The following is an 18,161-nucleotide window of genomic DNA, read 5'->3' as shown; positions in this document are numbered from 1 at the left end:
GCACGTACTCATCAACAATTTGATTTGGCCCAAATTCAGATTAAATAACCAGAGACAAGAATCATGGCACCTAGATTTATTTATCAGCTTCTTTCTTCTGTTCTTAGTTTCGCCATGATGGTGCCTCCAACGGTCGCAGGGGCCAATGAGTTGGGCGTCAGCGTCGACACCATCCTGATCGGGCGTGTGACGCCCAGTAGTTCCCCTGTGTTCGGCGACATAGCGAAACAGCGCACTGGCTCAGCCGATGCCTATATCGCGAGTGTCAATGCCGCCGGTGGTATCCATGGCCGCAAACTCGTGATTAAGGACCGCGACGATGCCTACAAGGCCGACCAGGCCGCTGCCGAGGTTAAGGCGCTTATTAACGAGGACAAGGTGTTTGCTCTGATGGGCTCCTTCGGCACCCACACGTTACCGGTAATCATGAAGGAGGCTGAGGCAGCCATGGTGCCCCTGGTGGGGGCTACCATGCTTTCCAACAAGGCCCGTGACCCGGTGCAGCGTTATGTATTCCCGGTCCGTATTTCGCTCACCGATGAGAACTCGACTGTGGTCAAGCACCAGACCACCATCGGCGTACGCAAGTTTGTCGTGCTGGCAAGTGAGGAAGCCTACGGACCGGATGGTCAGGCGGCCTATGTAGAGGCGCTCAAGCGCTTCAACATTCAGCCCGTAGCTGTGATCACCTTCAGCGCTGGCGACGAGCCAGCCGAAGTGGCCCGGCGTATCCATGCGGCCGGTGCGAAAGCCCTCTTGGTAGCGGTCCTGCCCAAGCCCTTCTCGAAGGTCCTAAAGCAGTACCGTGCGCTTGGCGGTTCTGCTCAGGTGTTTGGCTTTTCAGCAATTCGGATCGAGGATCTGCAGGCCGCGCTTGGAGACATGGCGAGCGGCATCGTGCTGTCTCAAGGTGTGCCTTCGCCGGCTCGCCGATCGGTGCCGTTAGTTGCTGAGTACCGCAAAGTGTTGCAACACTTTGCGCCAGGGACTGAACCGTCCTACCATGGCCTTGATGCCTTCATCGAGGCTAAGGTGCTGGTCGACGGCCTGCGAAAAGCAGGCAGGTCGCTGACCCGCGAAAAACTGCTGGAGGCGCTTGAGAGCATGAATAATCGGGATTTCGGCGGTGTTAATGTTCGTTATGCCCCCGGTGACCGCACTGGCTCGACCTATGTCGATCTAGTATTGCTAGGGACACAGAATAAGGTTGTCAATTAAGGGGGTTTTCGAGACCTCACGGGTTCAAGTCTGGTGTGTGAGTATTCCGGACCAACGTGACCGCTGATTCCGGGATGGTGACCGACGTTCCGGTGAAGGTGCCAGTCACAGCTTCTTTGTTCCTTGCGATTGGCTTTGGGTGGAATCAATGCCGCTTGTCTCGCGCTGTCCGAGCCAGTCAAGCAGGGCATTGGCTTCACCCCTTGTCGGCCAGCAGTGCGCCCGTGCTGCCAATGTCCTTTATGAAGGGGAATCGCTTGGGTGCTGTCGATGCAGACATTCTCCAGGTCAGTCTTGGCTGATACATGGACCGGCATCTTCTCCCATACATCAAACCGGCGACAAGTGCCCTCGCATCCAATCCGAATGCCGGGTGTTTTCTTCAGGCCCACAACCAGCTGCATCTACTCCTCATCGCTCAGTTTGTTTTTGTCCATGCCGACCAAAAAGTCGGAATTCTACTTTTCGCGTACATCAACAGCGCCTAGCAAAATCTGTCCTTTTGACCAATGACATTGCTTACCTCGATTTCAGCGAGATTGGATCGATAGCTGAATTCCAAATACGACAAAGTCGATTCAAGAAGCCATCAGCCGCCGCGTGATCTCGGCCGAGGCATCCTTCAATGTTTCAAGATGGGCCGCAACAATCTGTTCGACAGTTTTGACCTTGTGAAACCAGGTGAGATTGATGACGGCGACCACATCAGATCCAACGATAACCGGCACCGCGATCGAGTCCCGTCCATCGGTCCATTCACGCCGTGACAAGTTGTAGTGCCCGCCGAAGTCCTGGTAGCGCTGACCATAGCCAAGGCGCTTGGTTTCTTTCAGCAACCGAGCCACTACTGACGGTCGCTTGGCCAGGTAGTCGCCCGGTTCGTCGTTGGCACAAAGACGTTGCAGCACGGCTTGCCGTTCGGGTTCGCCGCAGAACGCGAGGTAGGCGCGGCCCGAGGCGGAACGCAACATGTTCACCCGAAAGCCGATCGGACCAAGCGGGATGTTTGAGAAATACGACTTCGGGCTGTTGGTTTCGATGACTTCCATGTAGTCCAGTCGCGGCACTGCGAAGATCGAGGGCCAGTCAACTTTTTTGCATAGTCGCTCGAGTACGGGAGACGCCACTTCAACAAGATGGTTTTCGTCATTGATCTGCGACGCTCTGGGCAAAAGCGTGTGCGTGGGCATGTAGGCGTTGTCAGCCAGCCTCTGCCATATCAATCCGCGTGTTTCCAGTGTTGCGATGATTCTTGTAAGCGTCGCTTTCGGCAGCGCCGTCGCAAGGTGCAACTCATGCAGGCTCGCAGCGCGTGAAGTTTGCAACACATCCAGCACTTCCAAGCCTCGATCAAGCGCCCGGATCGTTTTGACTTTATAGATTCGCATAACGCTACTTTTCACCAGGAGAAAACTTACAAGGTAAGTCTAGCGCCTCAGGCGGTGTTAATCAACAATTTGTTCCAGCCCCCCTTTTGCAATATAAATTAAATGATAGGAGACAACGATGGTGCGGCGTATCAGCATAGTCACGCAATGTGCCCGGCTCAGCCGACGGCATTCAGCGTGGATCAAAATTCCATCACGTTTCGCAGGTTCATCGACCATTGGCATAGGCATCCCCGCTGCGTATCGCGGTCGGATGCCGCTTCATCACACCTGTTGTGAGACAGCCGCAAGCATTCGCCCTGCATTCGGCTCTCTGCCACGGCACAGGTCTCCAGGCGAGTTCGCCGCCGACCCAACCTAACTAAATCCCACTTTCAAGGAGTATTTTCCATGAGCCTATCGCACGAAGACGTCATGCGGCTACTGCAGTTGCTTGATGCATCGCAGTTCGATGAACTGCATCTAGAAACCGATGGCACCAAGCTCACGCTTCGCCGCAACAGCACACATTCTGCTGCGCTCCCGGCGTCCGCCGTAAGTTCCTCATTTGCCCCGGCTACGGTTCGGCCAGTAGTGCAACCTTTGACCTCGGCTGCACCGCCAGCCCCTGCGGCGAAAACATCTCTCGCAACCGATCTGGTCGATGTGCGTGCAGCCATGCTGGGAACACTCTACGGTTCGCCCAAACCCGGTGCCGCTCCCTTCGTTTCGGTCGGCTCGAAGGTCGAGCGCAACACAGTTATCGGGATCATCGAGGTGATGAAGCTGATGAACTCCATCTCCGCCGGTGTAGACGGCGAGGTCGTCGAGATCCTGGCGCGAGACGGTGATCTGGTCGAGTTTGATCAAGTGCTGATGCGTATTCGCCCGGTGTGAGGCAAGCCATGAACGCAACACAAAGCAAACCCACGGACGGCCCTATCCGTCGCGTGCTGGTCGCCAATCGCGGCGAGATCGCCGTGCGCATCATCCGTACCCTGAAACGATTGGGAATCGAATCGGTGCTGGCCACCTCGGTGGCTGACCGTGACAGTATGGCTGCCCGGATGGCTGACCGTAGCGTGTGCATCGGACCGGCGCGTGCGACCGACAGCTACCTGCGCATTGGCACGCTGGTCGAGGCCGCCAAGGGCGTCGGCGCGCAGGCCGTGCACCCGGGCTATGGCTTTCTTTCCGAGCGCTCCGAGTTCGCTGCCGCTTGTGCCGAAAACGGCATTATCTTCATCGGCCCGACGGCGGAGCAGATCGAGCGTGTTGGCAACAAGCTGGAAGCCCGCCGCTGCGCTGAAGAGGCACAGGTGCCTGTAGCGCCGGGCGGGCCCGTCGAAGATATGTCGGCGGCCTTGGATATGGCTGAAAAGATCGGTTATCCGGTACTGATTAAGGCCGTGGGCGGCGGTGGAGGGCGTGGCCTCAAGCGCGCCAACACGCCAGCCGAGCTGAAGTCGCTGTTCGAACTGGCGGGTTCGGAGGCGCTGGCCGCCTTCGGAGATGGCCGGGTCTATATCGAGTGCTTCGTCACGCAGGGTCGCCACGTCGAGGTGCAAATTCTCGGCGATGGGGTGAACATCATTCACCTTGGAGATCGCGATTGCTCGGTTCAGCGACGCTATCAAAAGTTGATCGAAGAAGCGCCCGCACCTAATCTTTCGGATGAAATGCGGCACGAGCTTCACGCGGCAGCGTTGCGGTTTTCCCGGCACATTGGCTACCGAAGCCTGGGTACGGTCGAATTTCTGGTTGACATGGAGCGTCAGCGCTTTTACTTCCTGGAAATGAACGCCCGCATTCAGGTCGAACACCCCGTGACCGAACAGATCACAGGCCTTGACCTGGTCGAAGAGCAGATTGCGGTCGCCCAGGGACAACCGCTGCGTCTGTCGCAAGGCGATGTCCGTCTGACGGGTCACGCCATCGAATGCCGTATCAACGCCGAGGATCCGGCGCACGACTTCCGTCCCGCGCCGGGCAAGATCAGCAGCGCTCACTTTCCGACTTGGGAGGGCATTCGCGTCGACACGCACATCGAGGCAGGTGCATCGATTCCGCCGTTCTACGACTCGATGATCGCCAAGGTCATTGCCACCGGGGACACCCGCGAGCAGGCGCGTCGCCGCCTTCAGGCCGCTTTATCCGAGGTGACTGTCGAAGGTGTCCATACGAATGTGTCGCTGCATCGCGAGGTGCTTGCCACGCCCGAATTCACGGCCGGCGGTATCGATACCGGTTTTCTCGGTCGCTTCCTTGCCGATCGCGCTACCGCAGTCACTTCCAACTGAAAGACAAGTTTATGACTTCACGTCGTCTCGACTTTATCGACACCACGCTGCGCGACGGCAATCAGAGCCTGTGGGGCGCCACCGGCCTGCGCACCGGGATGATGCTGGAAATCGCATCTGATCTGGACCGGGCAGGCTTTCGTGCGATCGACTTCACCACAAGCACGCACATGGCCGTCACGGTTCGGTTTCACAAGGAAAACCCTTGGGAGCGCATCCGGCTGATGAAGGCCCGAATGCCGCGCACGCCACTGAGCTTCTTGTCGACCGGCATGCGCTTCATTTCCTGGGAGACCGCCCATCCCGAGCTGATGCAGCTGTCCTACCGGCTGCTGGTGCGCAACGGCATCGAGCGTTTCATGGTGATGGACCCGATGAACAACATGCAGGCAGTGGCCGACAGCGCTACCGCCATCGCGGCCGAGGGTGCGAGCGAGATCGTCGGGGCAGTGGTCTATACGGTTAGTCCCATCCATGACGATGCCTACTTCGCCGCAGCGGCACGCCGTCTGGCTCAAGTGCCGGCAATCCATCGCATCTACCTGAAGGATCCCGGCGGCCTGCTGACTCCCGAACGCGCCCGCACACTGCTGCCGGCGTTGCGCGTGGCGGTCGGCGACAAGCCGTTGGAGTTGCATTCTCACTGCACCATTGGTCTGGCCCCGTTCACCTATGCCGAGGCACCGTCGCTAGGCGTCGATACGCTGCATACCGCCGTGCAACCGCTTGGCAACGGCACCAGCCAGCCAGCGATCGAGAATGTCGTCAGCAACCTGCGCAGCGCCGGCTACTCGGTCGACCTGGACATGGAAGCGGTAGGCCGCGTCAGCGCCTACTTCGCCCGGCTGGCTGTCGCTGAAGGCCTGCCCCAAGGCGTGCCGCAGGAGTACGACATGCGTTACTTCCAGCACCAACTACCGGGCGGCATGATGGGCACGATGCGGCGTCAGCTGCGTGAGATGCGCCAGGAACACCGCTTGCCGGAGGTGTTTGAGGAGGTCGAACGCGTGCGCCGCGAGCTGGGATACCCGATCATGGTCACGCCGTTTTCACAGGTGGTCGGCACCCAGGCGGTAATGAATGTTCTTGCGCCTGAGCGTTATGCCAACGTACCCGACGAGGTGATCCGTTACGTCATTGGCCGGTTTGGCGCTCCCCCTGCACCCATGGATCCCAACGTGCGCGACCGCATCGAACAGCTACCGCGTGCTCGCGAACTGGCGGCGCAGTCCGGCATGCTGGATTTGACCGAACTGCGCCAGAGATTCGGCGCGCGGCTGTCCGACGAGGAGTTCCTGCTGCGTGCCGTCATGCCGGCGGAGCAGGTTGACGCGATGGTTGCGGCCGGACCTTGCCGGCAACATTACAGCTCGGTAGCCAGCCCGGTCGAGCGAATGATTTCCGAGTTGTCTGGCAGGCCAGACGTGACGCACGCGCGCATCGAAAAAGACGGCTTCATGCTTGATCTGCGCACCAGTAGCGCAGGTCGAACGGGCGCCCCGCCGGAGACTAAAGCGTGAAGAAGATTCTTGATAACAGCCAAGCGAAAGCCGCACTGGCCAATGTTCGCGGTTACGTATTCGACATTGATGGCACGCTCGCCCTGGCTGACCGGCGCCTAAGCGGCTACCAGGCTTTGCCCGGCGCGGGCGATTTGCTGGCACTTCTGCGTCAGCGGGAACTGCCTTTCGTTGCCTTCACCAACGGCTCTACCAAGACGCCACTTCAACTGTCTCAAGAACTCGGCCGCATTGGCATTGAGGTCGACGAGCAGCACACGCTCACACCAGTGAGTGTCGCGGTAGATCATTTCCGTCGCCGTCGCTTTCGCCGTCTTCTGGTGCTCGGCGGCGAAGGGGTGTGGAGACCCTTGATCGAGGCCGGTTTCGAGGTCGTGCGCTCGCCCGAGCGGGCCGACGATGTTGATGCCGTCCTGATTGGCTGGCACCCGGAGTTCGTGCTCGCCGATCTCGACGCGGCTTGCCGTGCGGTGTGGGCAGGGGCGGGACTTTTTGTGGTCTCGACGGCGCCTTACGTCGCCAGCCGGGATGGCCGCACGCTCGGAATTTCAGGTGCGCTGGCGGCTGCCGTGCGCAGCATCACCGGCAAGCGTGCCATTGTGCTGGGTAAGCCCTCAGCATACGCATTGGCTTGCGCCAGTAATCGCCTTGGGATCCCCCCAGACCAGATGGCCATTGTCGGCGACGACCCAAGCCTGGAAAACGCGATGGCGCTGCGTGGCGGCGCTCTCTCTGTGGGCGTTCACACCGGACTCAGCGATGCCGCTGACTTCGATCGCCTACCAGCGGACAGCCGTCCCCATCTTTCCCTGCCCGGTGTGGCGCAACTGCTGGAGCTGGTGTCATGAGGTCGAACCACAGCGAACCGGTCGTAGCTTGTGTGACCGACCACGGAGCCCACGTCATGGAAAATACCAACGCGGAGATACTCTGGGCTCCTACCGCCTCCCAGATCGAACCCACGCGCCTGGCAGCCTACCTGCGCTGGCTGGAGGCCAACAAAGGCCTGCACTTCGCTGACTACGACGCGCTGTGGCGCTGGTCGGTCGATGAACTGGAGGCCTTTTGGCAGTCCATCTGGGACTTCTTCGGCGTGCAGGCCGACGGCGCGCGCGAGCCGGTACTGGCCTCGCGCACCATGCCCGGCGCCCAGTGGTACCCGAACGCACGGCTGAACTACGCTGAGCATGTGTTTCGTTGTGCCACGCCGGATCGGCCTGCGCTGATTGCGCGCAGTGAAGACGCGCCACTGCGCGAGGTGTCGTGGGCCGAATTGCAGCGCGACACCGGCGCGCTTGCGGCAAAGCTGCGCGCCCTGGGCATCCAGGCCGGAGATCGAGTGGCCTCGTACATGCCCAATCGCGCCGAAACGGTGGTCGCATTCCTGGCCTGCGCCAGTCTGGGCGCGATCTGGTCGAGCTGCTCGCCCGACATGGGCGCCAGCGTGGTGCTGGACCGGCTGCGTCAGATCGAACCCAAGGTGTTGTTCGCCACTGACAGCTACAGCTACAACGGCAAGACGCACGACCGCGCTGCCGTGGTCGAAGAGCTGCTGCGCGAACTGCCCAGCGTGCAGACGGTGGTGCATGTCGGCGGGCCGCTGGCGGCCGGCCGGACCGTGGCCTGGCGCGACGGCATCAGCTGGGCCGAGGCGATTCGCGTCGAGGCCGAACTGACGTTTGAGCGCCTGCCGTTCAGCCACCCGCTGTGGATCGTCTATTCCTCCGGCACCACCGGCCTGCCCAAGGCCATGGTGCACAGCCACGGAGGCATCGTGCTCACGCACCTCAAGACCATGGCGCTGCAGCATGACCTGCGCCCCGGCGACCGCCTGCTGTTTCTGGGCGGCACCGGTTGGATCGTGTGGAACCTGCAGATCGGCGCCTTGCTGACCGGCGCATCCGTCATGCTCTACGACGGCAACCCGGCCTGGCCCGACGACACAGCGCTGTGGCGCTTCATCGATGAGCAGCGCGTGACACTGTTCGGCTGCGGCGCGGCCTACCTGATCAACTGCAAGAAAGAAGGGCTGCGTCCGCGCGACCTGGGGGCGTTTGATCATTTGCGCGCGATCAACGCCACCGGCTCGCCCTTGCCGATCGACGCCTACCACTGGGTGTATGACGCGGTGAAGTCCGACCTCTGGCTGGCGTCGATCAGTGGCGGCACCGACATCGCGTCTGGCTTTGTTGCCTGCGCGCCGACGCTGCCGGTCATGGCAGGCGAAATCCAGTGCCGCGAACTGGGCGTGGCTGCCTATGCCTTTAACGATGCCGGCCAGCCGGTGGTGGACGAGGTGGGTGAGCTGGTGATCACCCAGCCCATGCCTTCAATGCCGGTGTTTTTCTGGAACGACCCGGACCAGCGGCGCTACCGGGAGAGCTACTTCGAGACCTATCCGGGCCTATGGCGCCATGGCGATTGGATCCGTTTCACGCCGCGCGGCACCTCGGTGATCTACGGCCGCTCTGATTCGACCATCAATCGGCATGGCATCCGCATGGGGACTGCGGAAATCTACCGGGTCGTGGAAGAGCTTCCCGAGGTGCGCGACAGCATGGTCGTGGACCTTGAGTATCTTGGACGACCTTCGTACATGCCCCTGTTCGTCGTGCTCAAACCGGGATTCGAACTCGACGAGCCGCTCAAGGCGCGCATTGTGCAGCAGATCAAGACCAAGGCGTCTGCGCGGCACGTGCCCAACGAGATATTCATCGTCGACGAGATTCCGCGAACCTTGACGGGAAAGAAGATGGAAGTTCCAGTGCGCAAGCTGCTGCTGGGGTCGGATCCGGAAAAAGTCGCGACCCCGGATGCGATGGCGAACCCCCGCAGCCTCGAGTTCTTCGTGCAACTGGCTAAGCAGCGCAACAGCACCGGGGTGAAGTGATGGTGCTGGCGCCGCTTGCCAACGGCGTCAGCGTTTGAGAGTGTTTGAAAACAAAGGAGACAGGCAATGATAAGTAAACCCAAAGTTTTGATGATCGTCACGCTGGACACCAAGGCGGTGGAGGCAGGCTTCATCCGGCAGATTCTGGAATCCGAAGGCGTGGACGTCGTTCACCTCGACGCGAGCATCAGAGTATCGATCGACCCCAACGTCGAAATTTCTCCGGAGGCCATAGCCGCGGCGGCCGGCACAACCCTTCAGGCGGTCCGCGACCTGCGTCATGAGGGCAAGTCCCAGGCCGTGATGACTGAAGGGGCGGTCAAGTGCGCGCTGGAGGCCCACGCTAAGCACCCCTTCAGCGGCATCATCGGGGTCGGCGGCTCAATGGGCACTTCGCTCGGTTGCGTTGTCATGCAAGCCTTTCCCTATGGCATGCCGAAGGTGATGGTGTCGACGATGGCATCAGGTTTCACGCGACCATTTGTCGGCGCGAAGGACATCATCATGGTCAATCCGGTGTGCGACATCGCCGGTCTCAACAGCATCACTCGCGATGTGTTCCGCAACGCGGCCATCGCAGTCGCCGCCATTGCCAGGAACTATTCGCCGGTCCGCCGTGAGCCTAAACCGCTGATCGCGATGACGACGCTCAGCACGACCGACAGCTGCACCGTGCGCGTGCGCAAGCTGCTGGAGAAAAAAGGCTTCGAGGTCATGGTGTTCCACACCTTGGGCACCGGCGGTGCGGCGATGGATCAGATCGTCACCGAGCGTGATGTGGCGGCTGTTGTCGATCTTTCACTGGTGGAGATCAACGATTATCTCAACAACGGCCTGTGCAGTGCCGGCCCTGATCGCGCCAAAGCGGCACTCGCCAAGGGTGTGCCGACGATCTTCGCACCGGGCAATGCCGACTTCATGGTGGCTGGCCCTATCGATGCGGCGAAGCAGCAGTTTGCGGGCAAGCGCTACCACATGCACAACGCTGCGCTGACGGCGGTGCGTGCCGACGCGCCGGAACTGGAGAAACTGGCTCAGCACATGGGTAGCCTGATCAAGGATGCCAAGGGGCCGGTCACGTTCTTCGTGCCGCTCAAGGGCTTTTCGCACCACGACAGTCCTGAGGGTTATCTGCACGATCCGTCGTTGCCGCCGGTGTTCGCCGCAGCCATCAGGAAGGCGCTGCCCGAAGGCGTACCGGTCGTTGAGTTCGACTGCCACATCAATGATGCGGAGTTTGCTGACGCGCTGGTCGAGCAGGTGATGGCCTTTATAGGCCAACGCGAATCTGTTTAAGTCTGAGAAAGCGAACGTGCCGACTACGGCACGTTCGCTCACGACACCGAGCGCGCCAGAGGCGACGCTCCCATAGAGAGTGCTAATTGGCCCTCAGAACTTTGGAGACAATAATGAAACGCAGACACTGGATTTCTACACTAGCCACATTTTTCGGCGTCGCACTCGTCGGCCTCTCGGCCCCGGCCATGGCCGATGAAGCGCCCAAGAGCATTCGTATCGGCTGGTCGCTTGCCAAGACGGGGCCCAATGCGCCCGGCGGCGACACCACGTTACGTCCCAACTACGAAATGTGGGTCAAGGAGGTCAATGCGGCCGGTGGTCTGATGCTCAAGGCCTATGGTAAGCGGGTGCCGATTGAGGTGGTTGAGTACGACGATCGCTCCAGTACCGAAGAAGCGGTACGTGCAATTGACAGACTCATTTCGCAGGACAAGGTTGATCTCATTCTTCCCCCATGGGGCACTGCGGTCAATCTTGCGGTAGCACCGATGTTGGCCAAGCATGGCTACCCACAACTCGGCTCCACCGCCCTCACCGACAAGGCGGCGGAGTTTGCCAAGCGCTGGCCATCCATCTTTTTCATGCTTGGTTCCGGCGGTAGTTACGCCGAAGCGTTGATGAGCCAGCTCGACGCAGCACGCAAGGCCGGCAAGATTGGCGACAAGGTGGCCATGCTGTATGTAGCCGACGGCTTCGGTGTCGATGCCGCAACGGCGGCGCGCAAGGCGGCCGCTGCGCACAACTTCAAGCTGGTTCTCGACAAGAGTTATCCCGTTGGCACACAGGATCTGTCGCCGCTGCTCAACGAGGTCAAAGGACTATCACCCGATGCTTTTATTGCTTTCTCTTATCCGCCCGACACGGTGCTGATCAGCGATCAGTCGCGCGTGCTGAGTTTCAATCCCAAGATTTTTTACACAGGAGTAGGCACCCAGTTCCCGTTCTTCAAGGCCAAGTACGGCGCAGGCGCCGAAGGTCAGATGAGCTTGGGTGGCGTTGATGGCGATTCACAGCTAATCAAAGAATACTTCAAGCGCCACAAGGATTTGACCGGCAAGGAACCGGACAGCTGGGGCAGCCCGGTCACCTATGCCAGCTTGCAAGTGCTGCAGCAGTCCATCGAGCGTGTGGGCAAGATCGACCGCCCGGCGATTCTGCGTGAGATCAAGACTGGCTCGTTCGAAACGGTGCTGGGTCCGATCAAATTCGAGAACCAGCAACTGTCTGGCATTTTTCTCGTCGGCCAATGGCAAAACGGTGTATTCCAGGGTGTCGGGCCGAGCGCCATTAAAGGCGCGAAACCGGCCGTAATTCCCAAGCCGGTCTGGAAAAACTGAGCAGTCGCAGCGCGCCGCAGGGCGCTTGTGAGTCAAGCACTCGCCGGTGATAACCAGCGAGGCTGGGTTGACGCGTTCTTGCAATAGGTCGCCGGCCCATGGAAACCGCATCGGCAATACGCCGGTGCCAGCGGATTTCTCACGTCTTTACATTGAAAACCAGGAGACAACATGACATTCAACACTTCGACAACGCTCAGCAGCATCTCGCTTGCAGCTCTCATGATGCTGGCGGCGGCGCCGGTAATGGCCACCGAGGGCGGCGGCAGCATTTACCCTAACGGTGCGGAAAACTACATGGTTGGCGCATTGCCGCCACCAGGCGTCTACTACCTGTTGTACGGATCACGCTATGAAGCCAGCACGTTGCGCGACAACAATGGCAACAAAATTCCGCTCGACTTCAATGTCAAGGCTACCGCGCTCGTGCCCAGAGTCACCTGGGTTACCGACAAGCAGCTTCTCGGTGGCCAGTTGGCGTTCTACGCGTTTGCACCCCTCGTGGATGTGAAGGTTCGTGTTGGTAGCGTCAGCGCCTCCGATTCCGGACTCGGCGACATGACCTTCGGGGGTGGTCTTGGCTATCATGCGTCGCCCAATCTTCACTACGCATTTGCGGTGGATGTGAACGCGCCGACCGGACGCTATGACAAGAATGCAATCGCCAATGTGGGTCGGAACTACTGGAATGCTGAACCGTTTTTTGCGTTGACCTATGTACAGGGCACCGGCTTTAACGGTGATATAAAAGTCATGTACGACTTCAATGCCCGCAACAAGGACACGGACTACCGCTCAGGTCAGGAACTGCACGCCGACTTCTCCGCCGGTTGGGCTTTTGGCAATGGGTGGACGGTAGGGGCGGGTGGCTATGCCTACCAACAGACAACCAGTGACAAGCAGGCTGGGAAAGAGGTGCCCAACAATCGCGGCCGAGCGTTCGCGCTCGGTCCCTCGATCAAGTACGACAACGGAAAAGGCTGGTTCATCACTGCCAAGCTTGAGAAAGAGTTCAGCGTTCGCAACCGGGCCGAAGGCGGCGGCTTGAAGATCAAGGCGGTCCTGCCGTTTTAAGAATGGCCTCTGACGGTTGGGGCTCATTTGACTCCAGCCGTTCATCACCACCTAGGGAACATCCGCCATGACTCTACAACCAGCGGTCTTCGACACGCTTGTCGTGCCTGCCATCCATTTACCACCCCTGATCGGGCAAAATTATGTTGCTTGTTGAACTGACCCTTGCTGCGCTAACGCTGGGCGGTCTGTACGCTTTGATTGCGATGGGCCTGACGCTGCAGTACGGCGTTGCCAGAATCATGAACCTCTCGCACGGCGAATTCATGATAGGGGCTGCGTTCCTGGCTTACTGGCTGGTAAGCGCACAAGGCCTGCACCCGCTGCTGGCCTTGTGCATAGCGCTGCCGATTGGCTTTGCCTTGCAATGGCTTGTTTACCAGACGCTGCTCATGCCGCTGGTACGGCGCGCACCCTCGCCGGCCGCGCTGGAGGTGGACAGCATACTGGCGACCTTCGGCATGCTGTTCATTGTGCAGGGCATTGCGCTGGTGATCTTCGGCGGTGGCTACTTCAGCTATGACTACCTTTCCATGCCTGTCCATGTGATGGGCACCGCAGTGGCTGCGAATCGCCTGCTCGCGGCCGGTTTCGCCATCGTCATCGGCCTGGTGGTGTACGTCGTACTGGTGCGCTCGCGCTGGGGCACGGCAATGCGTGCGATGGCGGGAGCCCCGCGCTTTGCACACCTGGTGGGCATCAATCCTCGTTCGATGGCGGCGTTTGCCTTCGCGCTCGGTGGCGCACTGGTGGCTGCGGCCGGCGTGCTGGTGAGCATGTTTCTGCCCTTCAGCGCCTCAATGGGCGTGACCTTCACGATGAAGGCCTTGGTGATCGTCATCATGGGTGGAGTGGGAAACCTCATGGGCTGTCTGCTCGCCGCCCTCCTGCTGGGGATCGTGGAGACGCTTGTGACGCGTTTCATTGATCCAGGACTGACATTGGCCGCCACGTTTGCAATTTTCCTGTTGGTGCTGCTGTTGCGCCCTCAGGGTCTGTTTGGAAGGGTTGGACGATGATTCACAAAGTTAACAAGGCGGCCGTCGTTGTGGCAGCTCTCTTGGCCGTGATGGCTGCACTTCCCATCGTCGTTCCGGGCGACTACCTCTTGTCGTACGGCATCAATCTGCTCCAGTACGGCACGCTGGCTACCGCCTGGGCGCTTTTTTCAGGGCCGACGCGCTACATCTCGCTGGCGACCACGGCCTTCTTCGGCATAGGCGCCTATACCGTGGCGGTGCTGGGAGAGGCGCTACCCTGGCCAGCGGTACTTGCCGTGGCCCTGCTGATCGGGGCACTTGTCGCGCTGGTGGTCGGGCTGTCCACGTTGCGACTGTCCGGTGTTCACTTCGTGATCTTTACGTTCGGACTTACGGAACTCATTCGTCAACTGGTCACCTGGTACGAGGTCAACGTCACCAAATCCATCGGACGCTACATTTTCCTTGACATGTCACAGCTTGAAATTTACTGGCAGTTGCTGGCACTGCTCGCGCTGGCTCTTCTCACCGGTTGGCTGATCAGGCGATCGCGCCTTGGGCTGGCCTTGCGCGTCATCGGCGAAGACGAGACGGTCGCCAGGCATCTGGGCATCAACACCACCGCCGCCAAGGTGCTGCTCTTTACCATCAGCTCCGTATTCATGACGCTGGTAGGTGCGGTGATGTCGCCGCGCTGGACCTACATCGACCCGGCGATTGTGTTCAATGCCAACTTGTCATTCCAGGTGCTTATCATGTCCTTGCTCGGTGGCGCTGGACACCTGCTCGGTCCGCTGGCCGGCGTGATACCGCTCACGGCCCTGTTCGAGTTCCTGTCCGCACGTTTCCCCAACCATTTTTCCGTGCTTCTCGGCGTGACTTTCCTCGTCATCGTCTATCTGGTTCCCAATGGGGTGGTCGAGCGTGTGCGTTTATGGTTCCGGCGTCCGGCTGCCATGGTGGCGAAGGAGGCATAGGCATGAGTATGCTGAAAATCAAGGGTCTGCAAAAGTCTTTCGGTGGCCTGCGCGCCGTCGATGGGTTGGACTTCGAAGTGTCGCGAGGTGAAGTGGTGGGCCTGCTTGGCCCCAATGGATCGGGCAAGACGACGGCCATGAACCTGATCTCTGGCGCGCTCCGCCCCAATGCCGGCGAAATCATTTTTGACTCGCACCGTATCGACTGCCTGCCACCGCATCGGATTGCACGGCTTGGCGTGGCCAGAACCTTCCAGTTGGTCAAGGTACTGGGCAGCATGAGTTGTTCGGAGAACGTACAGGCCGGTATGGCATTTCGCCCTCAGCATGCGTTCGGTGCCGCGGCGCGCGAGGAAGCCTTGATGCTGCTGGAGCGCGTTGGCTTGCGCCATCGTGCTCATGTCGCGGCCAGCGACTTGACCTACATCGACCAAAAGCGCCTGGAACTTGCACGTGCGCTGGCACTGCGGCCGCAACTGCTGCTGCTGGACGAATGGTTGGCAGGTCTCAATCCAAGCGAGTTGCGCGAAGGCATCGCGCTCATCCTCGATCTGCGTGCACAAGGACTTACCGTGGTGCTGGTCGAGCATGTGATGGACGCCGTGCGCGCACTTTGTGACCGCTGCATTGTGATGAGCGCAGGGATAAAGCTCGCAGAAGGCAAAACGAACGCTGTGCTCGCTCGCGAGGACGTGATCACAGCCTACCTGGGAGTGGACCATGCTTGAGGTGAATGGACTGTCGGCCAGCTACGGAAAACACCGCGCCCTCGACAACGTGAACATCCGTGTCGACGCTGGAGAACTGGTGGTCATGCTCGGCGCCAACGGCGCCGGCAAGTCGTCATTGCTGCGTGCGCTGGGCGGTATGCTGCGGCCGCATCCGGGTGCAAGCGTCAGGCTGGCTCAGCAGGAGCTGCTGACCATGCCTCCACACCGGTTGGTGGAAGCCGGACTGGCCCTGGTGCCTGAAGGTCGTGGCGTTTTTGTCGACCTGACCGTGCGTGAAAATCTTCGCCTTGGCGCTCTGACACCCCGGGCACGTAGCAGCGAGATACTAAATTACGAGCGTGTGCTGGACTTGTTCCCGCGGCTTAGCGAGCGTCTTGATCAGCGCGTGGGAACGATGAGCGGCGGCGAACAGCAGATGGTCGCGGTGGGTCGGGCGATCATGTCCGCGCCACAGATCCTGCTCCTTGACGAACCGTCGCTCGGCCTGTCGCCGCTGATGTGCCACGAGCTGTTCCGTGCCATCGAACGAATACGTGAACTTGGCGTCGGCGTGCTGCTGGTCGAGCAAAATGCCAACCTCAGCTTGCGCATCGCTGACCGGGGGTATTTGCTGGAAACCGGGCGGGTGGTGGGTCAAGGGACGGCCAAGGAACTTCGAGAAGATCCCGCCGTGCAGCGCGCCTACCTTGGCGCGCACTGATTCGGCGTTTTTTGATGCCTCAATTTAAGTGAGATGCAAATGAACACAACAGAACTGATCGCCATCGACATTCATACGCACGCCGAGGTGTCGTGCCGGAACCCTTTTGATAACTATGGCGAGGAGTACGACCGCGCCGCCGACAAGTACTTCGGCTCAAATCTACGCCCCACCATCGACGAAACGGTCGCCTATTATCGGGAAAGGAAGATCGGCCTGGTGATGTTCACCGTCGATTCGGAAGCGCAACTCGGTCGCCGCCGCATTCCGAACGAGGAGATTGCCGAAGCTGCGCAGAAGAATGCCGACATGATGGTCTGCTTCGCTTCAATTGACCCCCATAAAGGAAAAATGGGTGCCCGCGAGGCACGTCGCCTGATCGAGGAACATGGCGTCAAGGGCTTTAAATTCCACCCTACCGTACAGGGATTCCTGCCTTACGACAAGATGGCCTGGCCGATCTACGAGGTAATTGCCGAGCATAAGCTGCCGGCTATCTTTCACAGTGGCCACTCGGGTATCGGATCGGGTATGCGCTGCGGCGGGGGCTTGCGTCTGCAAAACTCCAATCCCATGCTGCTTGAAGACGTGGCGATTGACTTTCCAGACATCCAAATTGTGATTGCGCATCCGAGTTGGCCCTGGCAGGATGAAGCGCTTTCGCTGGCACTGCACAAGCCCAATATCTGGATAGACCTGTCAGGCTGGAGCCCGAAGTACTTTCCACCGCAACTGGTCAAATATGCGAACACACTGCTTAAGGATCGTATGTTGTTCGGTAGCGACTACCCGCTGATCACCCCGGAGCGCTGGATGAAGGATTTCGCCGATGCCGGCTTCAAACCAGAGGTGCATCAGCCAATCTTGAAAACCAATGCAATGCGACTGCTCAAGCTGGGTACGAGCGAAACGCCGCTCGCACAGGAACCCGTCGCATGAAGCAGGTGAAGGCAGGCATTACGTGGCGGTCCAATGAATCAAGCGAGACCAGCTCGCATACCCGAGCATCCGCAATTGAGGCGTTTATTAGTGGGCAAAGCGTCCATCATCGAGTCGGGGGTCGGCCGTGACCGTTGAGTCCTTGCTGGCCCGAAACCGGGCTTGGTCGAGCCGCATGTGCTGCGGCGATGCCGATTTCTTTCAGCGCCTGGCGCGCCAGCAAAAACCGGCGTACCTCTGGATCGGCTGCTCGGACAGCCGGGTGCCCTCCAATCAGATTCTCGATCTGGCCCCGGGCGAGGTGTTCACCCACCGAAACATTGCCAATGTGGTGGCCAGTAGCGACCTGAACTGCCTGTCGGTGATCCAGTTCGCGGTGGACATTTTGAAGGTGCGCCACATCATGGTGGTCGGCCACTACGGTTGCAGCGGCATCCGCGCAGCTGTCGAGGGACTGCGCCTGGGCCTTGTCGACAACTGGCTGGGGCACGTCGGTGCCGTTCATGCCAAACACCAGAGCACGCTTATGGCACTGCCAGCGGCCGATCGGGTCGACAGGTTGTGCGAGTTCAACGTGGCCGAGCAATTTCACAACGTGTGCCAGACGCACACCGTGCGCGATGCCTGGGCGCGGGGCCAGCCCTTGTCGGTGCATGGATGGGTCTATGGTCTGCAGGATGGCCTGCTGTCCGAGCTTGGACTCACCGCTTCAAACTCCCATGCTGCGGACGGTGCGTATCAGGATGCGCTTGAGGACATGGCGGCCCCCCAGTTCAAGGCCCGGCAGCCTTTGGCGGGCGATGAGCGCTTTGAGGACATTTGAAGAATC

The 18,161-nt window shown here is 59.9% G+C and carries 16 protein-coding genes; 15 read left to right on the top strand and 1 reads right to left on the bottom strand.

Annotation, left to right across the window (positions count from 1 at the left end; genetic code table 11):
- Nucleotides 1-63: 63 nt before the first annotated feature.
- Nucleotides 64-1,218: an ABC transporter substrate-binding protein gene (locus ABLV49_RS21180; RefSeq protein ID WP_349282287.1), complete on the top strand. Its 1,155-nt coding sequence runs from the start codon at nt 64-66 to the stop codon at nt 1,216-1,218.
- A 578-nt stretch (nt 1,219-1,796) separates the two neighbouring features.
- On the opposite strand, the gene ABLV49_RS21175 is transcribed toward ABLV49_RS21180, so the two are convergent.
- The gene (locus ABLV49_RS21175; RefSeq protein ID WP_349282286.1) at nt 1,797-2,606 is read right to left on the bottom strand and encodes a helix-turn-helix domain-containing protein; all 810 of its coding nucleotides are present in this window, start codon (nt 2,604-2,606) and stop codon (nt 1,797-1,799) included.
- A gap of 390 nt (nt 2,607-2,996) precedes the next feature.
- Here ABLV49_RS21175 and accB point away from each other — a divergent pair, with 390 nt between their 5' ends.
- From accB to can, 14 genes are all read left to right on the top strand, one after another.
- Nucleotides 2,997-3,482 (top strand): acetyl-CoA carboxylase biotin carboxyl carrier protein, encoded by a 486-nt coding sequence (gene accB / locus ABLV49_RS21170; RefSeq protein ID WP_349282284.1) that lies wholly within the window; start codon nt 2,997-2,999, stop codon nt 3,480-3,482.
- An 8-nt stretch (nt 3,483-3,490) separates the two neighbouring features.
- Nucleotides 3,491-4,885: an acetyl-CoA carboxylase biotin carboxylase subunit gene (locus ABLV49_RS21165; RefSeq protein WP_349282282.1), complete on the top strand. Its 1,395-nt coding sequence runs from the start codon at nt 3,491-3,493 to the stop codon at nt 4,883-4,885.
- A gap of 11 nt (nt 4,886-4,896) precedes the next feature.
- On the top strand, nt 4,897-6,405 hold the full coding sequence (locus tag ABLV49_RS21160) for a carboxylase (RefSeq protein ID WP_349282280.1): 1,509 nt from the start codon (nt 4,897-4,899) through the stop codon (nt 6,403-6,405).
- Nucleotides 6,402-7,253 carry an HAD-IIA family hydrolase gene (locus ABLV49_RS21155; RefSeq protein ID WP_349282278.1) on the top strand — a complete coding sequence of 284 codons (852 nt, stop codon included), beginning with the start codon at nt 6,402-6,404 and terminating at the stop codon, nt 7,251-7,253. The genes ABLV49_RS21160 and ABLV49_RS21155 overlap by 4 nt, the downstream gene beginning before the upstream one ends.
- A gap of 56 nt (nt 7,254-7,309) precedes the next feature.
- Entirely contained in the window at nt 7,310-9,295 is a 1,986-nt protein-coding gene (locus ABLV49_RS21150; protein WP_349282276.1) for an acetoacetate--CoA ligase, read from the top strand.
- A 66-nt stretch (nt 9,296-9,361) separates the two neighbouring features.
- Nucleotides 9,362-10,591 (top strand): Tm-1-like ATP-binding domain-containing protein, encoded by a 1,230-nt coding sequence (locus ABLV49_RS21145; protein ID WP_349282274.1) that lies wholly within the window; start codon nt 9,362-9,364, stop codon nt 10,589-10,591.
- Nucleotides 10,592-10,704: 113 nt separating this feature from the next.
- Entirely contained in the window at nt 10,705-11,931 is a 1,227-nt protein-coding gene (locus ABLV49_RS21140; protein WP_349282273.1) for an amino acid ABC transporter substrate-binding protein, read from the top strand.
- 171 nt (nt 11,932-12,102) lie between these two features.
- Nucleotides 12,103-13,005, top strand: a complete 903-nt coding sequence (locus tag ABLV49_RS21135) for a SphA family protein (protein WP_349282272.1) — start codon at nt 12,103-12,105, stop codon at nt 13,003-13,005.
- Nucleotides 13,006-13,148: 143 nt separating this feature from the next.
- Complete coding sequence (locus tag ABLV49_RS21130) at nt 13,149-14,024, top strand: branched-chain amino acid ABC transporter permease (RefSeq protein ID WP_349282270.1); 876 nt, start codon at nt 13,149-13,151, stop codon at nt 14,022-14,024.
- Nucleotides 14,021-14,962, top strand: a complete 942-nt coding sequence (locus ABLV49_RS21125) for a branched-chain amino acid ABC transporter permease (protein WP_415838277.1) — start codon at nt 14,021-14,023, stop codon at nt 14,960-14,962. The genes ABLV49_RS21130 and ABLV49_RS21125 overlap by 4 nt, the downstream gene beginning before the upstream one ends.
- A 2-nt stretch (nt 14,963-14,964) precedes the next feature.
- Nucleotides 14,965-15,690, top strand: a complete 726-nt coding sequence (locus ABLV49_RS21120; RefSeq protein WP_349282268.1) for an ABC transporter ATP-binding protein — start codon at nt 14,965-14,967, stop codon at nt 15,688-15,690.
- Nucleotides 15,683-16,393, top strand: a complete 711-nt coding sequence (locus tag ABLV49_RS21115) for an ABC transporter ATP-binding protein (protein WP_349282266.1) — start codon at nt 15,683-15,685, stop codon at nt 16,391-16,393. The genes ABLV49_RS21120 and ABLV49_RS21115 overlap by 8 nt, the downstream gene beginning before the upstream one ends.
- A 39-nt stretch (nt 16,394-16,432) precedes the next feature.
- A complete protein-coding gene (locus tag ABLV49_RS21110) occupies nt 16,433-17,332 on the top strand; it encodes an amidohydrolase family protein (RefSeq protein ID WP_349282264.1) in 900 nt (299 codons plus the stop codon).
- A gap of 127 nt (nt 17,333-17,459) precedes the next feature.
- Nucleotides 17,460-18,155, top strand: coding sequence for a carbonate dehydratase (gene can, locus ABLV49_RS21105; protein WP_349282263.1), 696 nt, complete (start codon nt 17,460-17,462; stop codon nt 18,153-18,155).
- Nucleotides 18,156-18,161: the final 6 nt, after the last annotated feature.

The organism is Polaromonas hydrogenivorans, from assembly GCF_040105105.1.
Taxonomy (GTDB): Bacteria; Pseudomonadota; Gammaproteobacteria; order Burkholderiales; family Burkholderiaceae_C; genus Polaromonas; species Polaromonas hydrogenivorans.
The sequence above is the reverse complement of the archived record's forward strand: the minus strand, read 5'-3'. Positions and strand labels throughout refer to the sequence as shown.